Source organism: Paenimyroides ceti, assembly GCF_030409925.1.
Genome location: NZ_JAUFQU010000001.1, coordinates 1496821 through 1521658 on the forward strand (window position 1 = coordinate 1496821; position 24838 = coordinate 1521658).

A 24838-nucleotide genomic window follows, 5' to 3' on the forward strand; every position below is an offset into this window, starting at 1 on the left:
AGCTTTAAAACTTATGAGACAATATAATTGCTATTTTGAATATTCACGAATTACTTTATCAATTCCATCTATGGACTTGATACTGTCAATAAGCTTTTTAAGCACATTATTATTAGGTACAACTACAGTGATTTCTCCCTTAAACATACCGGCATGACTACTTAAAGAAATACTTCTTATATTTACTGTTAAGTCATTTGAAATCACTCTTGTAAGCTCATTTGTAAGACCAAGACTGTCAATTCCGATAATCTTTAATGTGGCATTAAACTCCTGATTTGAAGAATCAACCCATTTTGCAGCAATAATTCTGTATGCATAATTTGATTGCATACTGAGAGCATTCGGACAATCATTTTTATGAACTTTAATACCATCGTTAATGGTTACAAATCCAAAAACATCATCACCTGGAATCGGGTTACAGCAACTGGCTAATTTATAGTCCAGTTTTTCTTCCTCTTTTCCAAAAACAATGACATCCAGTTTGGTTTTTTCAATAACTTCAACCGGTTCAGACTTTTTGATATTTTTCTTAAAAAAGTTAAAGAAAGAATTACTGTTTTTAAAAGAAACAAATTCTTTTATCTGCTGATTGCCAATTGCTCCGATACCTACTTTATAAAACAAATCAAGACTGGTCTTCAATTTAAAGAAATTTACCAGTTCGTTTACCGTTTTTTCGTTCAATTCTACTTTTAGATGACGCAGTTTACGCTGTAGTATTTCTTTTCCTTCTTCTCCGGTCTTTTTAGTGTCTTCATTTAATACATTCTTTATTTTATTACGGGCACGTGCGGTTGTAACAAACTCAAGCCAGTGAATACTCGGTTTCTGATTAGGTGAAGTAATGACTTCAACCTGATCTCCACTGTTGAGCACATGATTTAGAGGTACTAATTTTCCGTTTACCTTGGTTCCACGGGTTTTAATTCCGATTTCAGAGTGTATGCTAAATGCGAAATCCAATGCTGTAGCTCCTTTTGGAAGCGATTTTATTTCTCCTTTCGGGGTGAAAATATAAATTTCTTTTGCATAAAGATTTAGTTTAAAATCTTCTACAAAGTCAACTGCATTTGCTTCAGAATTTTCAAGGGTTTCCTTTAGCTGATTTAACCAGATATCTAAACTGTTTTCTTCCGTAACACCTTGTTTGTATTTATAGTGCGCAGCATAGCCTTTTTCGGCTATTTCATCCATGCGTTCACTTCTGATCTGTATTTCTATCCACCGTCCTTTTGGTCCCATAACAGTGATATGAAGGGCTTCATAACCGGTTGATTTAGGAGATGAAATCCAATCTCTCAAACGGCTTGGCGATGGTCTGTAGTGATCCGTCACTATTGAATATATTTTCCATGCAATAAACTTTTCATCGTGTTCATCACAGGAATAAATAATACGCAGTGCAAATTTATCATATACTTCATCAAAAGAAACGTTTTGTGCTTTCATCTTACGTGAAATCGAATAGATGGATTTAGGTCGTCCTTTGATAGTATAATCTATATGTTCTTTGTCAAGCGACTCTTTCAACACATTTGATATAAGACTGATATATGCTTCCTGTTCTTCTTTTGTTTCTTTAATTTTACTAAGAATGGCATGATATACATCAGGCTCAGTATATTTTAATCCCAAATCTTCTAATTGAGATTTGATGTTAAAAAGTCCCAAACGATGGGCAAGGGGGGCATATATATATAAGGTCTCGGAAGCTATTTTCGCCTGCTTGTATGCAGCCATACTTTCCATTGTCTGCATATTATGCAAGCGGTCGGCTATCTTTATGAGAATTACACGTACATCATCATTTAAGGTTAATAACATTTTACGATAATTCTCTGCCTGTAATGACACACCCGGATCTGGTTCTAAACGTGATATTTTGGTTAATCCTTCAACAATTTTAGCAATTTTAGGATTAAACATTCTTTCAATGTCTTCTACAGTAATATCGGTATCTTCAACAACATCATGCATTAATGCCGCAGCGATGGAAGTGGGACCTAATCCGATTTCTGAAGCAACTATTTTTGCAACTGCAATTGGGTGAAATATATAAGCTTCACCTGATTTTCTGCGTTGGTCTTTATGAGCATCTACAGCAACATCAAAAGCTTTTCGAATGAGTTTTTTATCTTCATCGTTTAAGGTTTGATAGCTGATGCTTAATAATTCCTTGTATTCGCGGGCAATTGCTTTGTTCTCTTTTTCAATATCAATCTCTGTCATAAGTAAGTAGCTTGTCTGTATTAAATATACTATAAATTAGTAGTACCTGCAAAAGTAAAAAAACAAAAAAAGTGTGATAAATGCACACTTTTTTATTTTATATAATACGTTGATTTTCTTAGAAAATGTAGAAAACACCTGCAGATGCCTGCATATGTGATCCCGGACCACTGTTAGTAATGTTTTTTCTTCCTACTGCCTCAACATTGATTCCAAAACGGCTATACCATTTTTCTGTTGGATATCTGTAATCTTTACCAATTCCGAAATCTTTTAAATAGAAATTCAAACCTCCACCAAAACTTACGGAAGTATAGTTGCTGTCACCGAAACCTAAATATCCGACTCCGGCTTTTGCATAAGGGTCAACGTAAGGAATATTGAACAATCCGCCGATACTGTATACTAAAGATCCGTCAAGTACATAGATGGTCTTGTCATCTGTAACTAATACTCCGCTGGTATAATTATCTTTTTTAACTTCATTCATGGCAAAAGAGGCTTCAATCGATAAATTTTTTGCAACTTCTGTTCCTATATAAAATCTTGAAGGAATAGCCATTAATACTGTTTCAGCACCTTCAGGAAGATCTGATTTATTAAAGTTGAAGTCCATCATATTCACACCGATTCCGACTCTCCATTTATAGTCCCCTAAATAACGTTGCTTCTTTGTAAGTATTTGTGCTTCTGAGGAAAAACTTGATAGTAGCGTCACAGTTAATAATGCGACAGTAAATAAATTTCTTTTTATTGTTTTCATAATTATTCCTTAAATTATTATTTTATAAATATAGTAAGTTTTGCGTTAAAAAAAAGAATTTTTTAAAAATCGTTGTCTTTTTGCTTCAAACAATAAAATAGAAGCTGCAACGGATACATTCATAGAGTCTATAACGCCTTCCATAGGTATAATGATGTTTTGAGCAGAAGCAATTCTCCATTCATCTGTAAGTCCAGTCGCTTCTGTTCCTACTACAATTGCTGTAGCATCATTATAGTCTTGTAAATAATAAGGAGCTGCCTCCTGAAGAATAGCAGCATATATTGCTATATTTTTAGAATTCAGATAAGCAATAGCTTCTGAAGTTGTAGCTGTAGCTACCGGAATTGTAAAAATACAACCAACACTGGAACGAATCACATTCGGATTGTAAATATCTGTTTTAGGATTGACAATGATAACAGCATCAATATTAGCGGCATCAGCAGTTCGCAAAAGAGCACCAATATTTCCGGGTTTTTCTGGAGCCTCAGCCACCAGAATTAATGGTTTTTTACTTAACTTCAGATCTTCAAGCCGGTTGCTTTTGCTTTCAGCAACAGCAAGAACTCCTTCTGTAGTGTCGCGATAGGCTAACTTTTGATATACTTCTTTATCGATTTTTATAAATTCCGTGTCAGATTCACGGGCACCTATTTCATTAATGGTCTGAAGAGAAATAAGCTCTTCACAATACAGCAGGGTTTTAAGTTTAAAATTTCCCTTTAATGCCAGCATTATTTCACGTTGACCTTCTATTAGAAAAGATTGGGAATTTTTTCGGTTTTTCGCTTTGTCCTGCAATTGAACCAATGATTTTATATACGGATTCTGACTACTGCTGATATGCTTCATTATAAGATGCCTCTCGCTTTTATTTCTAAATATTTATTGATGACATTTAAGTTTAGATCCTCAGGATTAGTCAATACAGAATAGATGCCATATTTCATAAGTTCATTTACAATGAGTTTTTTGTCATAATGAAATTTTTCTGCAATGACTTTGTCATATATTTCCTGAGTATTCTTTGCTTCTGAGTGTACGATTTGATCCAGTTCTGAATTTTTAAAGAATACCACAACAAGCAAATGATTTTTAGTGATGGCTCTTAAATACTTTAACTGTCTGTTTAAGCCATCTAAAGTTTCAAAATTAGTAAAAAGAATCAATAAACTTCTCTGGTGGATGTTTTGTTTAATTTCTGAATATAGTTTACTAAAATCGGATTCATGAAAATCAGTAGTTACTTTATACAGATTTTCCATAAATTTTTGTACCTGGACCGGTTTATTATCGGGTTTCAGACGATTATCTGCCTTTTTAGAAAAAGTAAAAAGACCTGCTTTATCATATTTTTTGATGATGATATTGGATAAAACCAAACTGGCATTGATTGCATAATCCAATAATGTAAGATCATTAAAAGGAGATTTCATAACCCTGCCTTTATCAATAATCATGTAAATATTCTGAGATTTCTCATCCTGATACTGGTTTACCATATATTGGCTTTTCTTGGCGGTAGCTTTCCAGTTTATGGTCCGGATATCATCTCCCAGAGTATATTCTTTTATTTGCTCAAATTCTCTTGTATTTCCTATTTTGCGGACTTTTTTCAATCCCTGCATAAAGAGTTTGTTATGAATCGCCATTAATTCATATTTACGCATTTGTAAAAAGGAGGGATAGGTGGCTACTATCTGATTATTATCGAAAATATAGCGTCTTGATATCAATTTCAATGGACCTGATGCATAGATGTTTAAATGTCCAAAATGATATTCGCCTCTTTTGGTAGGTCTTACCAGATAAGTGGAATGGTCAGCTGTTTTCGATGCCAATGACTTATTTATTAAAAAGTCTCTTTTTTGAAACTGAAAAGGTAATTCATCTATAATGCGGACCGATATTTTGAAAGGAAAATTATTTTCCAGACGAATGGATATATAATTATCATCACCGTTTGACAGTTTTTCAGGCGTAATACGTTGTCCAATTATTCCATTTTTTACACCATAAATTAGTAATATATCCGCTATGAAAAGGATAAAGAACAGCGCTACCAGAACCCAGACAATATAGTATAGAAAAGCAAAGAAAAAAGAACATATAAACAGTAGTACAATTGCAGCAATGCAATAGTATACGAGAGAATTTATATATAATGCTTTTATATTTTTCAAAATATTATCTCGGAATTTCGATGGTTTCTACGATTTGACGAATGATTTCAGGGCTTGTAACGCCTTCCATTTCTTTATCTGGTGCTACAATAATTCTGTGTTGTAATACGGGAACAGCTACAAATTTTATGTCTTCAGGAGTTACAAAATCTCGGCCATTGATGGCTGCATATCCTTTTGCGGCATTTAATATTGCAATAGAGGCTCTCGGTGATGCTCCAAGGTATAAGAAAGGGTTTGTTCTGGTGTCGGATACGATTTCTGCAATATATTTCAGCAGATTTTGTTCTACAATAACCTGTTTTACCAGATGTTGATACGCGATAATTTCCGATGCTTTTACTACTTCATTTACTTGCTCTGTTTTATCTTTATCCTGTAATAAATGTTCATTCATCAGAATTTGTACCTCCTGTTCAGCAGTAGGGTAAGAAATGACTATTTTGAAAAGAAAACGGTCTAATTGTGCTTCCGGTAACTGATAAGTTCCTTCCTGATCAATCGGGTTCTGCGTTGCAATTACCAGAAAAGGAGGTTGCATGCTATGCGTAACGCCATCGAGTGTTACCTGTCGCTCTTCCATTACTTCAAACAGGGCTGCCTGAGTTTTTGCCGGCGCTCTGTTGATTTCATCAATAAGAATGAAATTAGAAAATATAGGTCCTTTTTTAAACTCAAATTCATTGCTTTTGGTGTTAAAGACAGAAGTTCCTAATATATCCGAAGGCATGAGATCAGGGGTAAACTGAATTCTGCTGAATTCTGTATTAATTGTTTTTGCCAGTAATTTTGCTGTAATCGTTTTCGCAATTCCCGGTACTCCTTCTAAAAGGACATGACCATTGGCGAGCAATCCAACTAAAAGTAAGTCAATCATTTCATGTTGGCCAACAATGACTTTGCCTATTTCATTCTTTATATCATCCGCTTTTTGTTTTAAATCGCTTAAATTGATACGATTTTCAAAGGATAAAGAATCGCTATTTGTGTGATATTCTTCCATATTAAATGCTTATTTTTTGTATGCTCTGATATAGCTTGTTTAATTCTTTTTCTGAACGGGGCTGATTTGTTTTACGGTATTCTATAATCAAATCTACTGCTTCTTTTATGTCTTGCTTATCTTTTCCTGTTTTCTTGTGATAATTCTCAATAAATTTCTCATCCAATTTACTTGTATCAATCCGTAACCGGATACGCGTGTGTTCTAAAAAGTAAACGATCATTTTCTGAATCAGGTCTTCATGATTGTTTTCCTGATAATAGAGATTGGCAATGGTTCTTACAAATTCTACAGAAGTATTTTGTACAGGAGGAATTACAGGTACAATACGTTGACGCCGTTTTATATTAAATAGGATAAAAATTAAAAAACCTATAATAACAAAATACCATGCCCAACGCAAAGACGGATGTTTGAAAATAAAACGCAACGGAAAATTATCGATCTGTTCGTTATAATTTCTTTGTGGATCGAACCATACCAGTTTATCAGAATTGATATATGATAGTACACCTTCAGCATATAAATGATTATTACTTTCCAATAAGTGGTAGTTTACAAATACATCCGGACTGTTGTGCAGATAAAAAGCACCTTTTCCAACTTTTTTACGGATAAAGCCGGGTTCATCTCCAGAGTTTCCTAAAATTGTTAATCCGGTAGAATCCTGAACCGTAAATACTTCTAAACTTGGAACATTTATACTACAAGAAGCTTTTTTCAGATAGGGATTCAACAACTGGAATTTCGTATCCTTATTTGTATTACCATACATATATCTACTTCCTAAACCAATAGAATCCAATAATAAATAAGGAGGACTCATAGAACTGATAAAAATATCATTTCCCATAGCTGCAGCTTTCAGTAACTTTTCAATTGATGCTTTATCTATCTGTTCCTGATCTAAAACAAAAAACCATGTTTCTTTTTTAGGGTTGATTGTATCAAATTCTTCAACAAAGTACTCATAAGGTGTTTTCGCATATTTTTCAACCGCTATTGGTGAAAGTAAGGTAGGTAGTTCTTTATTAAGAATATATAATCCGAATGGGATTTTATCATTGGTTTTAAATGAGCGCTGCCAATTAATAGGTTTTGGCAAAAGGCTTTGGATAAATACAATTGCCAGAAATCCCAGTATAAAATAAAGGATGTATTTTACTGTACTATTCATAGTTTTTGTATCTATTTAACAATGTGATAAATGCTTCCTGTGCTTTTAAAAATTCCTCCGAAGTAAGCGTAAATTCACCATACCATATATTATTGTACAGATAGGATAAGTATTCAAAATCTTTTTTAAGTTGCTGATCTTTAATTTCAAATAAATAATCTGCATTGGTTTTATCTGTATGCCATTTGATAACTTCAGCATTAGACAACCTTCTCAATACCCATAAGTAATAATACCGTATAGCCAATCTGTAATCTTCTGTCTTGAGGATGGGTTGGAGCAGTTTTTCGAAATCAACCTTATGAATTTGTTCTTCAATATTTATTGTTTCTACACCGATATCTTTAGCTGATTTTTTAAAAAAACGATTAAAATCATTCTGAATCAGCAATTTAATAATGTAAGCAAGAATCAATGCAATAATAACCAGAGAAATAATACGGAATAGAGTTGAGTCAAAAAAAGATTCTGTAGAGACGGTATTGCGGTCAACAAAGCCAAAAAACTCTTTTATTTTTTGAATCCATTGTTCTATCAGACTTCTTTTCCTCTGTCGTTCATAGGTATAATCAAAATCTGAACTGTCGTATTTGTCTTTAAAATTTGGAGCAAATTTCTTTTGTAAAACGGGAATCGTATCTTTTTTTAAAGCATCTAATGAAAACTTGTTCATAGATGGTATTTCTACCTCATCCGTATAGCTTGTTTGTTCAGCAGGTTGCTGCAATGAGTCAGCATTTGCCGTAAAAACAAAAACGCAAAAAAAGAAGATACTGTATAGTTTACAAATTTTACTCATCCATCTGACCGATTAAATCTATATCATTTTTTGCAGCATGATTTTCAATTTTTTCTCTTTCGCTGTAGTAAATAAGTCCACAATTGATAAGTATGACATTGTTTAACAACATGGTAGTGATAATGGCAATCATATAAATAAGCATCAGCATTATTGCCATCATACCCATATCCTCAGTTCCTACATTATTACCTGATGCTCCGGCAAACATAGCAAAGAAAAAAATCATATAAGGTATCATAAGTATGATATAGTTGATAATATTAATGATGAATGAAATACAAAGAATACTTCCTATAATAGTCCAGAAATTATTATTAATTGTTCTGAAAGCAAATGAAAAGGATTCAAAATAACCCTCTTTTTTAATAATGTATTGATAAAAAGTAAGATAAAATAATCCCATCAGATATGGAAAAACGATTAACATTAACGGAATACCAATAATTACAAAAATCAACAGCATACAAATTCCCAATATGATGATGCTGAGAATTCCAAAAAAGAAAATACTGATTATAACAAACAGAAGAACCCTGCCTAAATTACTCCAAATTTCTTTTTTAATCTCATTGTAGGTTGGTTTCTTTTCAGGATCTTTTTCGAGTAATTTAAGGTATAGAACCGGATATGATATTTGAATGGCACCTATTGCCAGACTAATAAGCAGCATTAAGATACCTAATAAAACAATTGTTCCGGCATTGTCGCTATAATAATTACTCAAATAGGCATCATTAAAATCTCCGTTGCCCAAACTTTGAAAAAAACTGGTATAATAAAAGTTTCCAAAGAAATACAGTATTACGGATAACACTACAAATAAGATAGCAAGTGATTTAAAATAATTGGCAAAGAAATTTTTTCCTTTTATTTTAAAGAAACCAAAAGTTTCATTGAACAAAATACCAAAATCTCTTATTTTAAATAATGGAAACATAAGACGTTATTTTAAAGTTTTTCTGTGGATTATTACAGGATAAATCAAATAATAAAAAGTGATTATCCCCAAAGTTATTAATATAATACTATAGTTTAATGCATTAGGCATTTCTTTCGCATAGCGGGTTACATAACCTTCAATCATTCCGGCAAAGAAGGTAAAAGGAAGTGTGCTGATAAAAATTTTAAAACTGTTTTTGAAACCGATTTTAAAGGAATTAAGACGTGAAAAGGTTTTAGGGAACAAGATACTGGCTCCCAAAATAAACCCAGCTGCAGCTTCAACTACCATCCCGAATATTTCCATTGCTCCATGCAGCCATATACCTCGTATGCTTTCCATAAAATATCCTTTTTCATAAAAAAAATACTGAAATGATCCCAGCATAATAGCGTTATAGAAAACAAACATAAAAGTACCTAAGCCACCTGAAATTCCATAAATGTAGCAGCGAAGTCCTACCCAAAGGTTATTAAGTGTTATGGCAAAGGCACTGCCCCAGGAAGATCCGCCTTTATAAACTGCCATTGGATTTCCGTTCTCAATATTCTCAAGCGTCATGTTTACATAACCATCGCCTAAAATCAACCTTACAAAACTATCATCGTATTTAGATGAAATAACTCCGATGGCTACAAAAAGTAGAAAAAAGGCAAAAGAAAAATAAAGATACTTGCGGTAGTGATAAAGTAACAGGGGTACTTCTGTTTTAAAAAAATGCACCAGCTTATTTTCATTATACCGCTTCGTTTTATAGATCTTCTGAAAAATCTGTGCTGACAGATAATTCAAATATTTTGTCAATTTACTTTTGGGATAATAAGTTTGGGCAAAAGACAAATCTGTAGTCAGCCGAATATACATCTGAGCCATTTCATCCGGAGTTTTCTTTACTTTCCCCAGAATGATCTCTTCATATTCAAGCCATTTGTCTTTATTTTGTTTTATAAAAGCTATCTCTCTCATATCAATAGGCTAAAATAGCAATTAAGAATGATTTTTAAGAAGTTTTTTTGATGAAAAATCAATAAAACTCCCTAAATAGTTTCATAATTGATAGATGTTATTATCAATTGTTATTTTCAGAAGAATACGTCTGTTATATAATAACGTATTAAACTTTCAATCCCATACCTCTTGATCGGGGCAGGGTATCTTTAAAACCAAACTTTTCATATAATCGGTAAGCATCACCATCAGCAATAAGACTTACATAACAAGATTCAGGTAGTTTTTCAATATAAGTAATAATATGTTCCATAATTACTTTACCTATTCCGTTACCCTGATGTTCAGGTAATACACAGATATCAACAACCTGACAAAAACAGCCTCCGTCACCTATGATACGCCCCATACCTATGGGTAAATCTTCTTGTTCAATCAAAATACTGTAAAGTGAATTTTTAAGTCCTCTTTCTGCTGCTTCTGTAGTTTTTTCAGATAAACCTGATGCAGAACGAAGCATTCGATACGTTTCAACAGGAATCTGGTTTTCTATAATCTGAATCATATATTTTCTTTGCTCATCCAAAAATAGAACTTTTTTATGTGTTATAGAGTATTTAAAATCATATCAGCTGAAAAAACTCCAATCATTTTAATGAGTCTGACAATATATACATCTGGTTGTTTTACTTTTGTACCATGAATAACTCCTTTTTTCAAACGGGTATAGAAAATTGTTTTACAGAATTTAAAACAAATACAGATGCATTCACATTACCTGAAAAGTTTACTTTTCCATTTAGTTATGTTCCGCATCCGCTAAGTGTAATAGCAGCAACTGAGCTTCAGGAATTTTTATCGCTACAGACTGATTTTGAACATAATTTTGGATTAGATCCATTGCAAAAAGGTTTGGTCATCGGTAAAATGTTTGGTGTTTTGGTAGTTCAAAAACAGAATGGAACATTAGGATATCTCACTGCTTTTTCCGGAAAGCTGGCTAACTCTAATAACATCGGCTCTTTTGTACCTCCGGTATTTGATATGCTTACAAAGAACAGTTTTTTTCTAAAAGAAGAACAAGTTTTAAACAACATCAACAAAGAAATTGAACTACTGGAACAGGATCCAGCCTATAAAGCCCTTTTGAAAGAAAAACTTTTACTATCTGTCACATCAAAACAGCAGATTAATGATAAAAAACAAAGTCTTAAACGGTTAAAAGCTGAAAGAAAAATCAAGCGTGAACAACTTAATGATCTTTTTGAATGTGAAGACCGGGAAGAACAGAAAAAAGATTTGATCCGACAGAGTTTGAGAGATAAACACGAACTCAATACATTGCTTAAAGATTGGAAAATACGTTTAGAGGTTTTAGAAAACAACATTGAAGAATACCAGCTAAAGATTGAAGAATTAAAAGCATTACGCAAAAAGAAATCCGGTATTTTGCAACAACAATTGTTTGAGCAATACCAATTTCTGAATGCAGAAGGAAATATTAAAAATCTTCTCGACATCTTTACTCCTAATACCCACAGTCATCCTCCGGCAGGGGCAGGGGAATGTTGTGCTCCCAAGCTTTTACATTATGCCTATCTTCATAATCTAAGACCTGTTGCCATGGCAGAATTCTGGTGGGGTGCTTCTCCAAAATCAGAAGTCAAAAAGCATAAACAGTTTTATCCCGCATGTTGGGGGAAATGTGAACCCATTTTGAAACACATGCTCACGGGATTAATAATAGATGAAAATCCATTGCTTAAAAATCCGGATGTCAATATAAAACTTCCGATAGTCTATGAAGATGTTTATATAGTAGTTATCAATAAACCGGCAGAATTCCTTACTGTTCCGGGTATTCATATAAAAGACTCTGTTTTTGAACGTATAAAAGCCTTATATCCTAATGCTACGGGACCATTGATTGTTCATCGTCTGGACATGTCCACTTCAGGTTTGCTTATCATTGCTAAATCAAAAGAAATACACAAACAGCTGCAATCACAGTTTATTAAAAGAACTGTTTTAAAAAGATATGTAGCATTATTAGACGGTGAATTAGAAGAATCATCCGGTATAATCGATCTTCCGTTAAGAGTTGATCTCGATGACAGACCGCGACAGCTCGTCTGCTACGACTATGGAAAAAAAGCAGTGACTAAATGGGAAATGATTACAAAAAAAGAAGGAAAAACACTGGTATATTTTTATCCGATAACAGGAAGAACACACCAGCTCAGAGTACATGCTTCTCATCAATCGGGACTTAATCATGCTATTGTAGGCGATGATTTATATGGAATACCAGCCAATCGGCTTCATTTGCATGCTGAGATGCTCGAAATCACACATCCTGTGAGTGGAGAAAGAATGCAGTTTCAGGCAGCAGCTGATTTTCAATAAAAAGTAAAAAAAAGTACGAAGTGAAAACTTCGTACTTTTTATATATTAAATATATGCTTATTGACGGGTATATTTTACAGTAACGTCAGTAGAACGACCGTTGAAAGTCATCTCATATTTTAAAACCAATTCAGTTTGATTAAATGAAACAACCTCTCTCGGCTGAGTTTCTCCGGTGATGCTGATAGCATCTTCAGTCCAGGTTCCTGCAATGTTTACATCTACACAGTTGCCTTCTTCATTTTTATTGTTCTGTTTTAAATTTACTACAGTACCTTCTTCAACAGTCAGATAGTCAGTGGCACAACCTCCTTTGATACTTGCATGATCAAATGGAAATTGATGCGTTTGTTCTTCCTGACCAGGAATTGTAAAACTATAAGACAATGTTGTCGCTTTCCATGTACCAACCATTAAGCTTACAGGATCCGGAGTGTCTGTTCCCGGATTTGGAGTATCAGTACCTGGATTCGGACTGTCAGTACTTGGAGTAGGAGTATCGGTAGTTACAACTGGTGAACTGTCATCACTACTACATGATACCATTGTTAAACCTGCAAAAGCAAATGCTGCTACAAAAAATATTTTTTTCATCGGATTAATTTTTATGCAAATATACTGTTATTTAGATTTAATAAAAAATCTTCATGCAAAAAAATGCTTTCTTTTGCCAAGTGAACTATTTGAAATATATTTGAGAAATTAAATTATTTACATGAAATTCGGAATTATTAAAGAAGGGAAAATACCACATGATAAAAGAGTGGTTTTTTCACCTGATGAATTGACACATTTTAAAAACGCATACCCACAAGCTTCATTTAAGGTTGAATCTTCTGATATCAGAGTTTTTAAAGATGAACAGTATGAGCAACAGGGATTTGAAATCACAACAGACATGACGGATTGTGATGTTTTATTAGGGGTAAAGGAAGTCCCATTAGATCAACTTATTCCTAATAAAACTTATTTTTTCTTTTCACATACAATAAAAAAACAGCCTTATAATAAAAAACTATTACAGGCATGTCTTGAAAAAAATATCAGACTTATAGACCATGAAACACTGGTTGATGATGAGGGGAACCGATTAATTGGTTTTGGAAGATACGCAGGAATTGTAGGAGCATACAACACCATCAGAGCCTTTGGTATTAAATATGAGCTTTTTAATCTTGCAAAAGCGACAACACTAAAATCAAAAGAAGAACTTATTGAACGTCTAAAAAAACCTTATTTACCACCGATAAAAATAGTTCTGACCGGAAAGGGGAAAGTTGCAATGGGAGCTAAAGAAATGCTCGATGCTATGAAAATGAAGGAAGTGACTATTGAAGACTATCTCCACAAAGAATTCGATGAACCTGTGTATGTTCAAATTGACGTAACGGATTATAACAGAAGAAAAGATGGTAAACCTTCAGACAGAAATGATTTCTTCGTAAATCCTGAAGAATATGAATCTGATTTTGAACGGTTTGTTTTTGTATCAGATATTTTTATTGCAGGACATTTTTATAAAGACGGATCACCGGTAATCCTGACACGTGATATGCTTAATCATGCTAAAAACATGATAAAAGTTATTGGCGATATTTCTTGTGATATCAATGGTCCTATAGAGTCAACAATCAGAAGTTCTACTATAGAAGAACCTTTATACGGATATTATCCTCGTGACAACCAGGAAGTATCTATCGATCATCCGGCAGCAGTTGTGGTGATGGCAGTAGATAATCTGCCTTGTGAACTACCGAAAGATGCCAGTGAAGGTTTTGGAAAGATGTTTTTGGAATCTGTAGTACCTGCTTTCTTTAACGGAGATAAAGATGGTGTATTACAAAGAGGGACTATTTGTGAAAATGGAAAATTGACTGCTCGTTTTGAATATTTAAAAGAGTATGCCGAGGTAAAGTAATTATTTATATTAAATAACTTAAAATTCTGATTATGAATATTAAAATAATATTAGGAATTTTTCTTTTGTTCGGTATCACAACTGCTACTGCACAGCAATCTTCTTTTATCAGAGCACAAGATGTGTCAGCAGTACAGCAACAAGATTACCTTTTGATTGATGTAAGAACACCCGAAGAATATCAGGAAGGAACGATTCCTTCTGCTATAAACATTGATGTTGAAAATGACGCTTTCAGAAGTGAAGTTGAAAAAATTGATAAGAATACGCCATTGATTATTTTTTGCAAGTTAGGAGGAAGGAGCGAGACAGCAGCTGAAATCTTAAGCAATCTTGGATTTACAAACGTAAAAGAGATTGAAGGTGGTTTTGAAGCATGGAGAGCTGTTCAAGAGGGTAAATGATATAATATTAATATTTATCATTTTTTTAAGAGATAGCATCAGGCAGTATCCTATTTATTTTCTTAAATTTGAACATATATAATTTAAAAATCAATTCCATATGGAGTTAGCATCTTTTCAAAATTTTATTAAAACAGTTTTAATTCTTGTTTTATTATACTATTTATTTAAGTTTGCCTTCAGACTTTTTGCTCCTATTTTAATTACAAAAGTAGTTAAAAAAGCCGAGCAGAGTTTTCAGGAAAAACAGAGAAGATATCAGGAGAACTATCAGTCACAAAACAATCAGACACAATCTGAAGATATAAACAAGCAGTTTTCAAAAAACAAATTTCCGCGTGAAAAGAAAAAAGTCGGAGAATATATAGATTTTGAAGAACTGAATTAGTCATTTTCTTTTTATAATATCCATAAAACCTTACAGAATCAAACTTCTGTAAGGTTTTATTTTTTTGTAGCCTTGATAATATTTGTTACTTTAGCCTTTATTCTAAAAAAGCATTTAATTGTTGTATGAAAAACTATAAGAACTATTTACCTCATTTGTTGGCCTTCATAGGTTTTATCATCTTATCTCTGGCGTATTTTAATCCTGTTTTATCAGGAAAAGAGATCATTCAGAGTGATATTGTACAGTATACCGGGATGGCAAAGGAACAAATGGATTATAGAACAAAATATGAAGAAGAGAGCTACTGGACCAATAGTGCTTTTGGGGGGATGCCTACCTATCAGTTGGGTGCCAAATATCCACACAATTATGTAAAACAATTGGATAGTGTACTGCGATTTTTACCACGCCCTGCAGATTATCTGTTCTTATATTTCATCGGTTTTTATATACTGCTCCTTTGTTTAAAAGTACGCCCGTTAAAAGCGTTTGCAGGGGCTTTGTTATTTGGTTTTTCTACGTATCTCATTGTCATCATTGGTGCTGGTCATAATGCTAAAGCCCATGCAATTGCGTATATGCCAATGGTACTTGCAGGCGTATTGCTTGTATTCAGGAAGCGTTATATTGTCGGAGGTTTGTTAACCATGGTTGCAGCTGCACTGGAAATAGGAGCCAACCATTTTCAGATGACCTATTACTTATTATTGTTATTACTTGCAGCAGCTGTTTTTTATACTATAGATTTTATCAAAAAGAAAGAATACAAAGAATTGGGTAAAGTGATGGCTGTATTTCTTGTAGCAGCCATTGTTGCTATCGGAAGCAATGCCACCAATCTTATGGCAACTTCTGAATATGCAGGTTTCAGTACCCGAAGTAAGAGTGATTTGACTATTGGTGCTGACGGATTGCCAAAACCATCTGATAATGCGATGTCTCATGAATATATAACAGAATACAGTTACGGACTTTTTGAAACATTCAATCTATTTGTTCCAAGACTCATGGGCGGAGGCGATGTTGAAAATTTAGGAGTTGATTCTAATGTAGGAAAGTTTTTTGTAGCAGTAGGAGCTTCACCAGCGGAAGCAGCTGAGTTTTCAAAGCATGTACTCACCTATTGGGGGAATCAGCCCGGAGTTGCAGCACCGGCTTATATAGGTGCTGTTGTTATCTTTCTTTTTATTCTCGCTTTATTTACTGAACATAGAAAAATTAAATATGTTTTTATAACGGGAATCATTTTCTCCATTATTTTGTCATGGGGACATAATTTTTTCCTGACCGATCTGATGATTGATTATTTTCCGATGTACAACAAATTCAGAGCTGTTACTTCCATTCAGGTTATTGCTGAAATTTGTTTTCCTGCATTGGCATTATTAGGTTTACAGTCATTTTTTAACCTCAATAGAGAAAAGAGATTGCAAAAACTAAAGAAAGCTTCAATAGTAGCCGGCAGTGTTATCGTCTTCTTATTTATTTGTAAAGGGTTTTTGGATTTTGCTTCAGAAAAAGACAACTACTACAGTACAAGGGTTTTTGGACAAATAGTTCCCGAATTTATTAAAGCACTGATCGAAGACAGAAGTGCGATGTACACATCTGATTTGATCCGTACTTTTATCTATGTAGCGGGTGCTGCCGGAATATTATACTTCTTCAGTATTGAAAAACTGAAGATGCAGTACACAGTGATTTTCATAGGAGCATTAGCCGTAATTGATCTTGTAAGTCTGGATCTCAATTATGTCAATAAAGATAATTTTGTGGAAGCATCTCAGGTAAAAACACCTTTTCAACCTACAGCAGCTGATCAAAAAATTTTACAGGATACTACTAAATTCCGTGTTTTCGAATTAAGCGGAGGCTTTAACAGTGCAAGAACTTCTTATTTCCACCATTCATTAGGAGGATATCATGCCGCTAAACCTAAAAAAATACAGGAGTTATTTGATTATCAAATTGCAAAAAACAATCATCAGGTACTTAATATGATGAATGTAAAATATGTAATTGATACAGATGATAACCAACAGCCGATAGCTTTAGAAAATCCGGAGGCAAACGGAAATGCATGGTTCGTTTCTCAGGTAGAAAAAGTAGCAACTGCAGATGAAGCAATGCAGGCACTTACGAAAGGCAACACAAAAACAACGGCTGTAGTAGAAAACAAATTTGCAGACAAAATCGCTCAAAAATATATAGTAGACAGTCTGGCATCTGTAAAAGTAGCCGATTATCGTTCAGATTATATAAAGTATAAAACAAACAATGCAAATGACGGATTGGTTGTGTTTTCAGAAGTATATTATCCAAAAGGATGGAAGATAACCATTGATGGTAAAGCGGCAGAAATGATAGAAGCCAATTATACTTTACGGGCTTTACCATTACCAAAAGGAAATCATACGGTTGAGTTTAAATTTGAGCCACAGGTAATCAAAACAGGAAGTACGATTGCTCTGATCAGTAATATTGCTATGTTTATTTTACTGATTGGAGGTATTTTTTATCTGTTCAGAAGCAGTAACCGGAAAGAAGCATAGAGAATGAAATCCATCTTATTAGTTGCGTTTGGAGGAGCAATTGGGAGCTGTATCCGTTATTTGTTAAACAAATTGATGCTGTGGAACAGTTTTCCTTTATCAACGTGGATAATCAACATATCAGGAAGTTTTCTAATCGGAATCTTGTTTGCTTATACACTAAAGAATCCGGAAAGTAAATGGATTAATTTGTTTTTAATGACGGGGCTTTGCGGTGGCTTTACAACTTTTTCAACCTTTTCATTAGAAACCTTAAGGTTACTACAGAATCACCAGTATCAGCTCGCCATTTTTTATATGCTCAGCAGTGTAATTGTTGCATTAGCTGCTACATTTTTAGGATTTGTTATAGCTAAATAATGAAGAAAAGAGTATTAATCATTACCTACTATTGGCCGCCTGCCGGAGGTCCCGGAGTACAACGATGGCTCAAGTTTGTAAAATACCTTCCCGAGTTTGGTATTGAACCGGTTGTATATATACCTGAAAATGCACATTATCCTATTATAGATAATGATCTGGAAAAAGAGATAGGCAAGGATGTTGAAATCATCAGATATCCTATAAAAGAACCTTATAAAATGGCTTCTTTGTTTTCAAAAAAGTCTACTAAGGATATCAGTTCAGGTATTATTCCTGTACAAAAGAAACAAAAACTGACGGAAAAAGCGTTACTCTGGATCAGAGGAAATTTTTTTATACCGGATGCCAGAATAGGATGGGTAAATCCGTCTGTAAGCTTTTTGGAAGATTACCTCAAAAAGCATCCTGTTGACAGTATTATTACCACAGGACCTCCTCATAGTGTGCATCTTATCGGTTTAAAATTAAAAAAAATGTTTTCCATAAACTGGCTGGCTGATTTCAGAGATCCCTGGACAACAATAGGTTATCATAAAGAACTTAAACTAACAGATAAAGCTGCTCAAAAGCATAAAGAGCTTGAAAAGAAAGTATTAAATACAGCAGATCATATTATTGTAACCAGTCCTACCACTAAAAGAGAATTTGAGCAAATTACAAAACAGCCTGTCAGTGTGATCACCAATGGTTATGATATTGAAAGAATACAAAAGCAACCTTTAGACAAAGAATTTACCATTGCCCATATCGGATCGCTTTTATCTAACCGTAATCCGAGAGTTTTATGGAAAGCATTGGCAGAATTGATAAAAGAAGAAAAAGGATTTAAAGATCATTTTCGCCTTAAATTGATCGGTAAAATAAGTGAGGAAATTTTATCCGTCTTAAAAGAGTTTCATTTAGAAGCTTACGTTCATAATATGGGGTATCTCTCTCATACAGATGCTTTAATACAACAAAGAACATCACAGGTATTATTACTGTTAGAAATTGACTCTGAAGACACTGTAGGGATTATACCCGGTAAATTATTTGAATATATGGCTGCAGAGCGCCCGATACTTTCTATTGGACCTGAAGGAGCAGATTTTTCTGAAATCATACGTAAGACCAATACTGGTGTATTTCATACGTATGAAGATAAAGAAGCCATAAAACAGACTCTTATCCATTACTACCACCAATACCTTGATCAGAATTTAAAAATATACGGTATGGGGTTACAGTATTACAGCCGGCGCAAATTAACTGAAAAATTAGCCGCATTGCTGATGGCACAATAAAAATAAAGAGCCTCTGATGAGGCTCTTATTTATTTTAATTTATCTTTAAGATATTTACCGGTAACGGATTTTTTATTTTTAATGATTTCTTCAGGAGTACCAAAAGCGACTACTTCACCGCCTTTTTCACCACCTTCAGGACCGATATCAATAATTTGATCGGCACATTTGATTAAGTCAAGATTGTGCTCTATCACAATAATTGAATGTCCTTTTTCAATAAGGGCTTCAAATGACTGTAACAACTTTTTAATATCGTGAAAATGGAGTCCGGTAGTAGGCTCGTCAAAAATAAACAAAGCTCTTTCTTTTACCATTCCTTTTCCTAAAAATGTTGCCAGTTTTATACGCTGTGCTTCACCACCGGAAAGGGTAGAAGAAGATTGCCCCAGCTTTACATATCCCAAACCTACATCGAGCAACGGCTGTATTTTTTGTACAATTTTAGACTGCTGATGCTTTTCGAAAAACTGAACCGCTTCATCAACGGTTAAAGAGAGGACATCATCTATATTTTTACCTTCAAACTGAACTTCCAGTATTTCTTTTTTGAATCGTTTTCCATGACATACTTCACATTCAAGATGTACATCTGCCATAAATTGCATTTCAATGGTTACCTCACCATCGCCTTTACATACTTCACAACGACCACCTTCTACATTAAATGAGAAATGTTTTGGCTGGTAGTTTCTGATTTTTGATAATTGCTGTTTAGAAAATAAATCGCGAATATCATCATACGCTTTGATATAAGTTATAGGATTCGATCTTGAACTCTTTCCTATTGGGTTCTGATCTACATATTCAATATGTTTTATATGAGAATAGGAACCCTGAATATCTGTAAATTTACCTGCTTTATCGCTTGTTCCTGTAAGCTTTTTCTGCAATACCGGAAACAGTATTTTCTTTACCAGCGTACTTTTTCCACTTCCTGAAATTCCGGTGATTACCGTAAGGCAATCTAAAGGGAAAACAACATCTATATTTTTGAGGTTATTTTCTCTGGCACCTTTTATTTCTATATAATTTTTAAACTTTCTTCTTTTTTGAGGAACTTCTATCTGCATTTTACCATTGAGATATTGTGCTGTAAGCGAGTCAGACTTCAATATTTCATCAAAATCTCCCTGAGCGACCAATTCTCCTCCGAGATATCCTGCTTCCGGTCCAATATCAATAATTTCATCTGCAGCTTTCATCACATCTTCATCATGCTCTACAATGATAACTGTATTGCCGAGGTCTTTTAAACTTTGAAGAACGTGTATCAGTTTTTCAGAATCTTTAGGATGTAAACCGATACTGGGTTCATCTAATATATACATAGAACCTACCAGGCTGCTGCCCAATGAAGTCGCCAGATTAATACGTTGAGATTCACCTCCTGATAATGAAGCAGAATTTCGGTTAAGAGTTAAATAACTCAATCCTACTTCAGATAAAAATTGCAAACGGTTATTGATTTCTAAAAGCAGTCGTTGTGCTATTTTTTGTTCAAACTCATTCAATTCAAGCTGCTTAAAAAAAGCAGCCAGCTTATCAATAGGTAAATCTACAAGATCAGAAATAGTTTTGCCTTGTATTTTAATATAATTTGCTTCTTTTCGCAAACGTTTTCCATTACATTCAGGACATCTGGTCTTTCCTCTGTAACGTGAAAGCAATACTCTGTTTTGAATTTTATAATTCTTCTCTTCCAATTCTTTAAAAAAGGCATGCAGTCCTGTAAAAAAATTATTTCCTTTCCATACCAATGCTTTCTCATCTTCTGTAAGTTCAAAATAAGGTTTGTGAACAGGAAAATCGAAATGATGTGACTTATTTACCAGTTGATCGCGATACCAGCTCATTGATTCACCTCTCCACGGATAAATGGCATTTTCATATACGGATAAAGCTGAATTGGGAATGACGAGATCCTCATCAATTCCAATGATATTACCATAGCCATCGCATGTAGGGCAAGCTCCATACGGATTATTAAAACTGAATAAGTGTACATTCGGCTCCAGAAAGGTAATCCCATCCGCTTCAAACTTATTGCTGAACTCAAATATATTGCCTGTTGAAAGTTCCTGAAGAAAACAAACGCCATCACCTTCAAAAAAAGCAGTCTGAATGGCATCTGCCAGACGGTTATAAAAATCTTCATCATGTTTTACAACAAGACGGTCCACAACGAGATAAACATCTTTAGGATTCAGATCAATATCCGGATTTTGTTCAATATACTCATCTAAACGCTGTATTTCATTGTGGAGTAATATTCTTAAAAAACCTTGTTGAAGAGCAATTTTTAACTGCTCAATAACGGTACGGTTTTTTTTCTTATAAAGAGGAGCCAGTAATAACCACTTGCTGTCTTCTTCAAACCCTTTCACTTCATTCACGACATCGGTAACAGTATCTTTTTTTACCTCTTTGCCTGATACAGGAGAAAACGTTTTGCCAATACGCGCATACAACAGCTTTAAATAATCATAAACCTCTGTAGATGTTCCTACAGTAGAGCGGGCATTAGTCGTGTTTACTTTTTGCTCGATAGCAATAGCAGGAGCAATTCCTTTGATATATTCTACTTTCGGTTTATCAATCCGGCCTAAAAACTGACGCGCATAAGAAGATAAACTTTCCACATATCTTCGCTGTCCTTCAGCATAAAGAGTATCAAAGGCCAGACTGGATTTTCCGGATCCGGATAATCCTGTAATTACCACCATTTTATTACGGGGTATAACTACATCTAAATTCTTTAAATTATGGAGGTTAGCTCCTTTGATAATGATATTCTTCTTAGGATCTATGGCAGAAAAATCTGTTTTTTTCATTCTTTATAAATAACAACAAATTTACGCATAATTTATAAAGATTGAAAGTTTTATATACAATCACAAAAATAGAATTAGAAGAAAATTTTATATTTTTTTTAACCTTTTGTTGGAGATAATAAAAAAATGAATATATTTGAAATGTTAATCTTTTATAAAAACCGCAAGCCTATACATAAAAATACTTTTAGAACATAGAAAATTATCTCACTAATTTAAAGTATTTATTATGGCAAAGAATGATTTGCCTGATGCAGTATTAATCCATCAATACGTTTCAGGAAACGAAGAGGCATTAGCGCAGCTGATAGAGCGCCATCAATCCAAAGTATTTCGATTCATCTATTCAAAAGTAAACGATCAGGAAATTGCAGATGACATTTTTCAGGATACTTTCATCAAAGTTATACATACCCTAAAAGGTAAAAATTATAAAGAAGAAGGGAAATTTCTTCCGTGGGTAATGCGTATTTCACACAATCTGGTTATTGATTATTTCAGAAAAAACAATCGTATGCCTATGCAGCGTGAAACGGAAGAATATTCTATTTTTAACTATATGGTAGACGCCAGTCCTAATATTGAAAGTGATTTAATTACTTCACAGATTGAATCAGATGTTCAAAAACTGATCAATGCTTTACCGGAAGATCAGAGGGAAGTAATCACTTTACGTATTTATCAGGACTTGAGTTTTAAAGAAATTGCTGAAATCACCGGCGTAAGTATTAATACAGCATTGGGAAGAATGCGATACGCTCTTCTGAACCTTCGTAAGAATATTGAAAAAAATCAAATTGTTTTGGAACACTAAACAATAATGAAAAAGTAATACCGTTATCTTATTAAAATAAACAGGTATTATATATGATAAAAAATTACAAATCTAACAGATCTGATACAGAAAATCTCGTCAGAAAACCAAGCCAGTCTACGATTGATTTTTTGCTTAATTATTCAAAATCAGTACGGATTATGAGCTTAAAACGAAAAGAGTTTATTCTTTTTATGAACTAAGTTTTTCTAATCGTTAAAAATACCAAATCCCTTATTCATAAGGGATTTGGTATTATATCATTACTTCTTTACAATCTTAGTACTATATCCGCGTTGTTGAGTATCTGGCGTATTGATTTCAAGCCAATAGATTCCTGAAGCAAGGTCTTGTATCTCTAATGTAATGTGTGGTCCTTTTTTATCTTTAAAAACTTTTACGAGTTTTCCATTGCTGTCATAAATTTTATACTCATATCGTTCTTTAGCGGTATCCGGCATCGCTATCTGCACTACATCCTTTACGGGATTGGGATAGATATTGATACCCTCTAATTCAAAAATTGGGTTGGATAAATAATAATTATAAAAATACGCTTTGTCTCCATTTTGGTTAGTGATGATCAATTGTTTTGTTGAGCCATCTATAGTATTAACTTCATAAGAATAGATAAGTGGAGCGGCTGTTACAAGCGGATTCATAACCGAAAAATAATAAAAGTAATAATCATTGTTTTCTTGCACACTACAAGCAGAAGGTACAATAGCAAGGCTAATCCATCCTTCAACAGAGAATTGTTGATTTTCTAAAAATAATAAATAATTACTTGAGTTATAAAAACAAAAATAAAATTCAAAATAGTCTTCAAACGAATTCTCAAATAATTTTAAATTAGGAACAGAACCAGATCTTTCATCATTCACAGGGGCTATATATTCTATGTCATTATATATAACTTTATGTACATACCACTCATTGTTTTTTAATTCTTCTTCCTGAGTTTGTGACTGTATAAGCGATGATTGTAGTAATAAGCATGCTACAAATAGGATTGATATAAGATTTTTCATACGGTTTATTTTTTAGGTTACTTCTTTATAATCTTAGTACTATATCCGCGTTGTTGAGCATCGGGTGTATTGATTTCCAGCCAATAGATTCCCGAAGCAAGGTCTTGTATCTCTAATGTAATGTGTGGTCCTTTTTTATCTTTAAAAACTTTTATGAGTTTTCCATTGCTGTCATAAATTTTATAGTCATATCGTTCTTTAGTAGTATCCAGCAAGTCTATCTGCACTACATCACTTACGGGATTGGGATAAATATTGATACCTTCTAATTCAAAAATTGGGTTTGATAAATATGAAGTGTAAAAATAGGCTTTATCTCCATTTTGGTTAGTGATGATCAATTGTTTTGTCGTACTATCTATACTATTAACTTCATAAGAATAAAAATAAGGTGTAATAGTAGCATCAAATACATTCATCACTGAAAAATAATAAAAGTAATAATCATTGTTTTCTTGAACAATACAAGCAGAAGGTGAAACACCAGGACTAATCCATCCAATTGAAGAAAATTGTTGATTTTCTAAAAATAATAAATTATTGCTTGTTCTAATAAAACAAAAAATAATTACAAAAAAACCCTCAGACGAATTCTCAAAAAATTTTAAATTAGGAACAGAACCAGATCTTTCATCATTCACAGGGGCTATATATTCTATGTCATTATATATAACTTTATGTACATACCACTCATTGTTTTTTAATTCTTCTTCCTGAGTTTGTGCCTGTAGGGATAGTGATTGCAGGAATAGACCTACTACTGCCATAATAGATATAAAATTTTTCAT

Annotated in this window: 23 protein-coding genes; 9 read left to right on the forward strand and 14 right to left on the reverse strand. The window is 33.5% G+C overall.

The annotated features are described in order from the left end of the window. Positions 1-30: 30 nt before the first annotated feature. From QW060_RS07215 to QW060_RS07260, 10 genes are all read right to left on the reverse strand, one after another. Positions 31-2235 carry a RelA/SpoT family protein gene (locus QW060_RS07215; protein ID WP_290362970.1) on the reverse strand — a complete coding sequence of 735 codons (2205 nt, stop codon included), beginning with the start codon at positions 2233-2235 and terminating at the stop codon, positions 31-33. Positions 2236-2353: 118 nt separating this feature from the next. Then, positions 2354-2998, reverse strand: coding sequence for a hypothetical protein (locus QW060_RS07220; protein WP_290362971.1), 645 nt, complete (start codon positions 2996-2998; stop codon positions 2354-2356). Between the two features lie 45 nt (positions 2999-3043). Then, on the reverse strand, positions 3044-3853 hold the full coding sequence (locus QW060_RS07225; protein WP_290362972.1) for a TrmH family RNA methyltransferase: 810 nt from the start codon (positions 3851-3853) through the stop codon (positions 3044-3046). After that, positions 3853-5187 carry a DUF58 domain-containing protein gene (locus QW060_RS07230; protein ID WP_397386090.1) on the reverse strand — a complete coding sequence of 445 codons (1335 nt, stop codon included), beginning with the start codon at positions 5185-5187 and terminating at the stop codon, positions 3853-3855. The genes QW060_RS07225 and QW060_RS07230 overlap by 1 nt, the downstream gene beginning before the upstream one ends. Before the next feature lies 1 nt (position 5188). Then, positions 5189-6187, reverse strand: a complete 999-nt coding sequence (locus tag QW060_RS07235; protein ID WP_290362974.1) for an AAA family ATPase — start codon at positions 6185-6187, stop codon at positions 5189-5191. A gap of 1 nt (position 6188) precedes the next feature. Then, positions 6189-7364 carry a DUF4350 domain-containing protein gene (locus QW060_RS07240; RefSeq protein WP_290362975.1) on the reverse strand — a complete coding sequence of 392 codons (1176 nt, stop codon included), beginning with the start codon at positions 7362-7364 and terminating at the stop codon, positions 6189-6191. Continuing rightward, a complete protein-coding gene (locus tag QW060_RS07245) occupies positions 7357-8163 on the reverse strand; it encodes a DUF4129 domain-containing protein (RefSeq protein ID WP_290362976.1) in 807 nt (268 codons plus the stop codon). Before QW060_RS07245 ends, QW060_RS07240 begins: the two co-directional genes overlap by 8 nt. Beyond that, a complete protein-coding gene (locus tag QW060_RS07250; RefSeq protein ID WP_290362977.1) occupies positions 8156-9103 on the reverse strand; it encodes a hypothetical protein in 948 nt (315 codons plus the stop codon). Before QW060_RS07250 ends, QW060_RS07245 begins: the two co-directional genes overlap by 8 nt. Before the next feature lie 6 nt (positions 9104-9109). Then, the gene (locus QW060_RS07255; RefSeq protein WP_290362978.1) at positions 9110-10072 is read right to left on the reverse strand and encodes a stage II sporulation protein M; all 963 of its coding nucleotides are present in this window, start codon (positions 10070-10072) and stop codon (positions 9110-9112) included. Positions 10073-10220: 148 nt separating this feature from the next. Continuing rightward, positions 10221-10640, reverse strand: coding sequence for a GNAT family N-acetyltransferase (locus QW060_RS07260; RefSeq protein WP_290362979.1), 420 nt, complete (start codon positions 10638-10640; stop codon positions 10221-10223). Positions 10641-10753: 113 nt separating this feature from the next. On the opposite strand from QW060_RS07260, the gene QW060_RS07265 reads away from it, so the two are divergent. Then, entirely contained in the window at positions 10754-12460 is a 1707-nt protein-coding gene (locus QW060_RS07265) for an RluA family pseudouridine synthase (RefSeq protein WP_290362980.1), read from the forward strand. Between the two features lie 57 nt (positions 12461-12517). Here QW060_RS07265 and QW060_RS07270 read toward each other — a convergent pair whose 3' ends face one another. Beyond that, positions 12518-13054: a hypothetical protein gene (locus tag QW060_RS07270; RefSeq protein ID WP_290362981.1), complete on the reverse strand. Its 537-nt coding sequence runs from the start codon at positions 13052-13054 to the stop codon at positions 12518-12520. Positions 13055-13175: 121 nt separating this feature from the next. Here QW060_RS07270 and QW060_RS07275 point away from each other — a divergent pair, with 121 nt between their 5' ends. The 6 genes from QW060_RS07275 (at position 13176) to QW060_RS07300 (ending at position 19371) form a co-directional block, all read left to right on the forward strand. Continuing rightward, positions 13176-14378 carry an NAD(P)-dependent oxidoreductase gene (locus QW060_RS07275; RefSeq protein ID WP_290362982.1) on the forward strand — a complete coding sequence of 401 codons (1203 nt, stop codon included), beginning with the start codon at positions 13176-13178 and terminating at the stop codon, positions 14376-14378. A gap of 32 nt (positions 14379-14410) precedes the next feature. Continuing rightward, a complete protein-coding gene (locus QW060_RS07280; RefSeq protein ID WP_290362983.1) occupies positions 14411-14782 on the forward strand; it encodes a rhodanese-like domain-containing protein in 372 nt (123 codons plus the stop codon). A gap of 100 nt (positions 14783-14882) precedes the next feature. Next, positions 14883-15170 carry a DUF4834 family protein gene (locus tag QW060_RS07285; RefSeq protein ID WP_290362984.1) on the forward strand — a complete coding sequence of 96 codons (288 nt, stop codon included), beginning with the start codon at positions 14883-14885 and terminating at the stop codon, positions 15168-15170. 125 nt (positions 15171-15295) lie between these two features. Next, positions 15296-17725, forward strand: coding sequence for a YfhO family protein (locus QW060_RS07290; protein WP_290362985.1), 2430 nt, complete (start codon positions 15296-15298; stop codon positions 17723-17725). Positions 17726-17728: 3 nt separating this feature from the next. Then, positions 17729-18085 carry a fluoride efflux transporter CrcB gene (crcB, locus tag QW060_RS07295; protein ID WP_290362986.1) on the forward strand — a complete coding sequence of 119 codons (357 nt, stop codon included), beginning with the start codon at positions 17729-17731 and terminating at the stop codon, positions 18083-18085. Beyond that, positions 18085-19371, forward strand: coding sequence for a glycosyltransferase family 4 protein (locus QW060_RS07300; RefSeq protein WP_290362987.1), 1287 nt, complete (start codon positions 18085-18087; stop codon positions 19369-19371). The genes crcB and QW060_RS07300 overlap by 1 nt, the downstream gene beginning before the upstream one ends. A gap of 29 nt (positions 19372-19400) precedes the next feature. Here QW060_RS07300 and uvrA read toward each other — a convergent pair whose 3' ends face one another. Beyond that, positions 19401-22205 (reverse strand): excinuclease ABC subunit UvrA, encoded by a 2805-nt coding sequence (uvrA, locus tag QW060_RS07305; RefSeq protein WP_290362988.1) that lies wholly within the window; start codon positions 22203-22205, stop codon positions 19401-19403. Between the two features lie 229 nt (positions 22206-22434). On the opposite strand from uvrA, the gene QW060_RS07310 reads away from it, so the two are divergent. Next, entirely contained in the window at positions 22435-23019 is a 585-nt protein-coding gene (locus QW060_RS07310) for an RNA polymerase sigma factor (RefSeq protein WP_290362989.1), read from the forward strand. Between the two features lie 53 nt (positions 23020-23072). Further along, positions 23073-23222 carry a hypothetical protein gene (locus QW060_RS07315; protein WP_290362990.1) on the forward strand — a complete coding sequence of 50 codons (150 nt, stop codon included), beginning with the start codon at positions 23073-23075 and terminating at the stop codon, positions 23220-23222. A 60-nt stretch (positions 23223-23282) separates the two neighbouring features. On the opposite strand, the gene QW060_RS07320 is transcribed toward QW060_RS07315, so the two are convergent. Together QW060_RS07320 and QW060_RS07325 are read right to left on the reverse strand one after the other, a co-directional pair. Next, entirely contained in the window at positions 23283-24050 is a 768-nt protein-coding gene (locus QW060_RS07320; RefSeq protein ID WP_290362991.1) for a T9SS type A sorting domain-containing protein, read from the reverse strand. A gap of 17 nt (positions 24051-24067) precedes the next feature. Then, entirely contained in the window at positions 24068-24838 is a 771-nt protein-coding gene (locus tag QW060_RS07325; protein WP_290362992.1) for a T9SS type A sorting domain-containing protein, read from the reverse strand.

Bases quoted from the DNA above. Each gene is read 5' to 3' on its own strand.
- QW060_RS07270 (WP_290362981.1), bottom strand. From the start codon at position 13,054: ATGAAAAAAATATTTTTTGTAGCAGCATTTGCTTTTGCAGGTTTAACA.
- QW060_RS07300 (WP_290362987.1), top strand. From the start codon at position 18,085: ATGAAGAAAAGAGTATTAATCATTACCTACTATTGGCCGCCTGCCGGA.
- QW060_RS07240 (WP_290362975.1), bottom strand. From the start codon at position 7,364: ATGAATAGTACAGTAAAATACATCCTTTATTTTATACTGGGATTTCTG.
- QW060_RS07215 (WP_290362970.1), bottom strand. From the start codon at position 2,235: ATGACAGAGATTGATATTGAAAAAGAGAACAAAGCAATTGCCCGCGAA.
- QW060_RS07265 (WP_290362980.1), top strand. From the start codon at position 10,754: ATGAATAACTCCTTTTTTCAAACGGGTATAGAAAATTGTTTTACAGAA.
- QW060_RS07315 (WP_290362990.1), top strand. From the start codon at position 23,073: ATGATAAAAAATTACAAATCTAACAGATCTGATACAGAAAATCTCGTC.
- QW060_RS07235 (WP_290362974.1), bottom strand. From the start codon at position 6,187: ATGGAAGAATATCACACAAATAGCGATTCTTTATCCTTTGAAAATCGT.
- QW060_RS07325 (WP_290362992.1), bottom strand. From the start codon at position 24,838: ATGAAAAATTTTATATCTATTATGGCAGTAGTAGGTCTATTCCTGCAA.
- QW060_RS07220 (WP_290362971.1), bottom strand. From the start codon at position 2,998: ATGAAAACAATAAAAAGAAATTTATTTACTGTCGCATTATTAACTGTG.
- QW060_RS07245 (WP_290362976.1), bottom strand. From the start codon at position 8,163: ATGAGTAAAATTTGTAAACTATACAGTATCTTCTTTTTTTGCGTTTTT.
- QW060_RS07250 (WP_290362977.1), bottom strand. From the start codon at position 9,103: ATGTTTCCATTATTTAAAATAAGAGATTTTGGTATTTTGTTCAATGAA.
- QW060_RS07280 (WP_290362983.1), top strand. From the start codon at position 14,411: ATGAATATTAAAATAATATTAGGAATTTTTCTTTTGTTCGGTATCACA.
- uvrA (WP_290362988.1), bottom strand. From the start codon at position 22,205: ATGAAAAAAACAGATTTTTCTGCCATAGATCCTAAGAAGAATATCATT.
- QW060_RS07275 (WP_290362982.1), top strand. From the start codon at position 13,176: ATGAAATTCGGAATTATTAAAGAAGGGAAAATACCACATGATAAAAGA.
- QW060_RS07320 (WP_290362991.1), bottom strand. From the start codon at position 24,050: ATGAAAAATCTTATATCAATCCTATTTGTAGCATGCTTATTACTACAA.
- QW060_RS07290 (WP_290362985.1), top strand. From the start codon at position 15,296: ATGAAAAACTATAAGAACTATTTACCTCATTTGTTGGCCTTCATAGGT.
- crcB (WP_290362986.1), top strand. From the start codon at position 17,729: ATGAAATCCATCTTATTAGTTGCGTTTGGAGGAGCAATTGGGAGCTGT.
- QW060_RS07225 (WP_290362972.1), bottom strand. From the start codon at position 3,853: ATGAAGCATATCAGCAGTAGTCAGAATCCGTATATAAAATCATTGGTT.
- QW060_RS07285 (WP_290362984.1), top strand. From the start codon at position 14,883: ATGGAGTTAGCATCTTTTCAAAATTTTATTAAAACAGTTTTAATTCTT.
- QW060_RS07255 (WP_290362978.1), bottom strand. From the start codon at position 10,072: ATGAGAGAGATAGCTTTTATAAAACAAAATAAAGACAAATGGCTTGAA.
- QW060_RS07310 (WP_290362989.1), top strand. From the start codon at position 22,435: ATGGCAAAGAATGATTTGCCTGATGCAGTATTAATCCATCAATACGTT.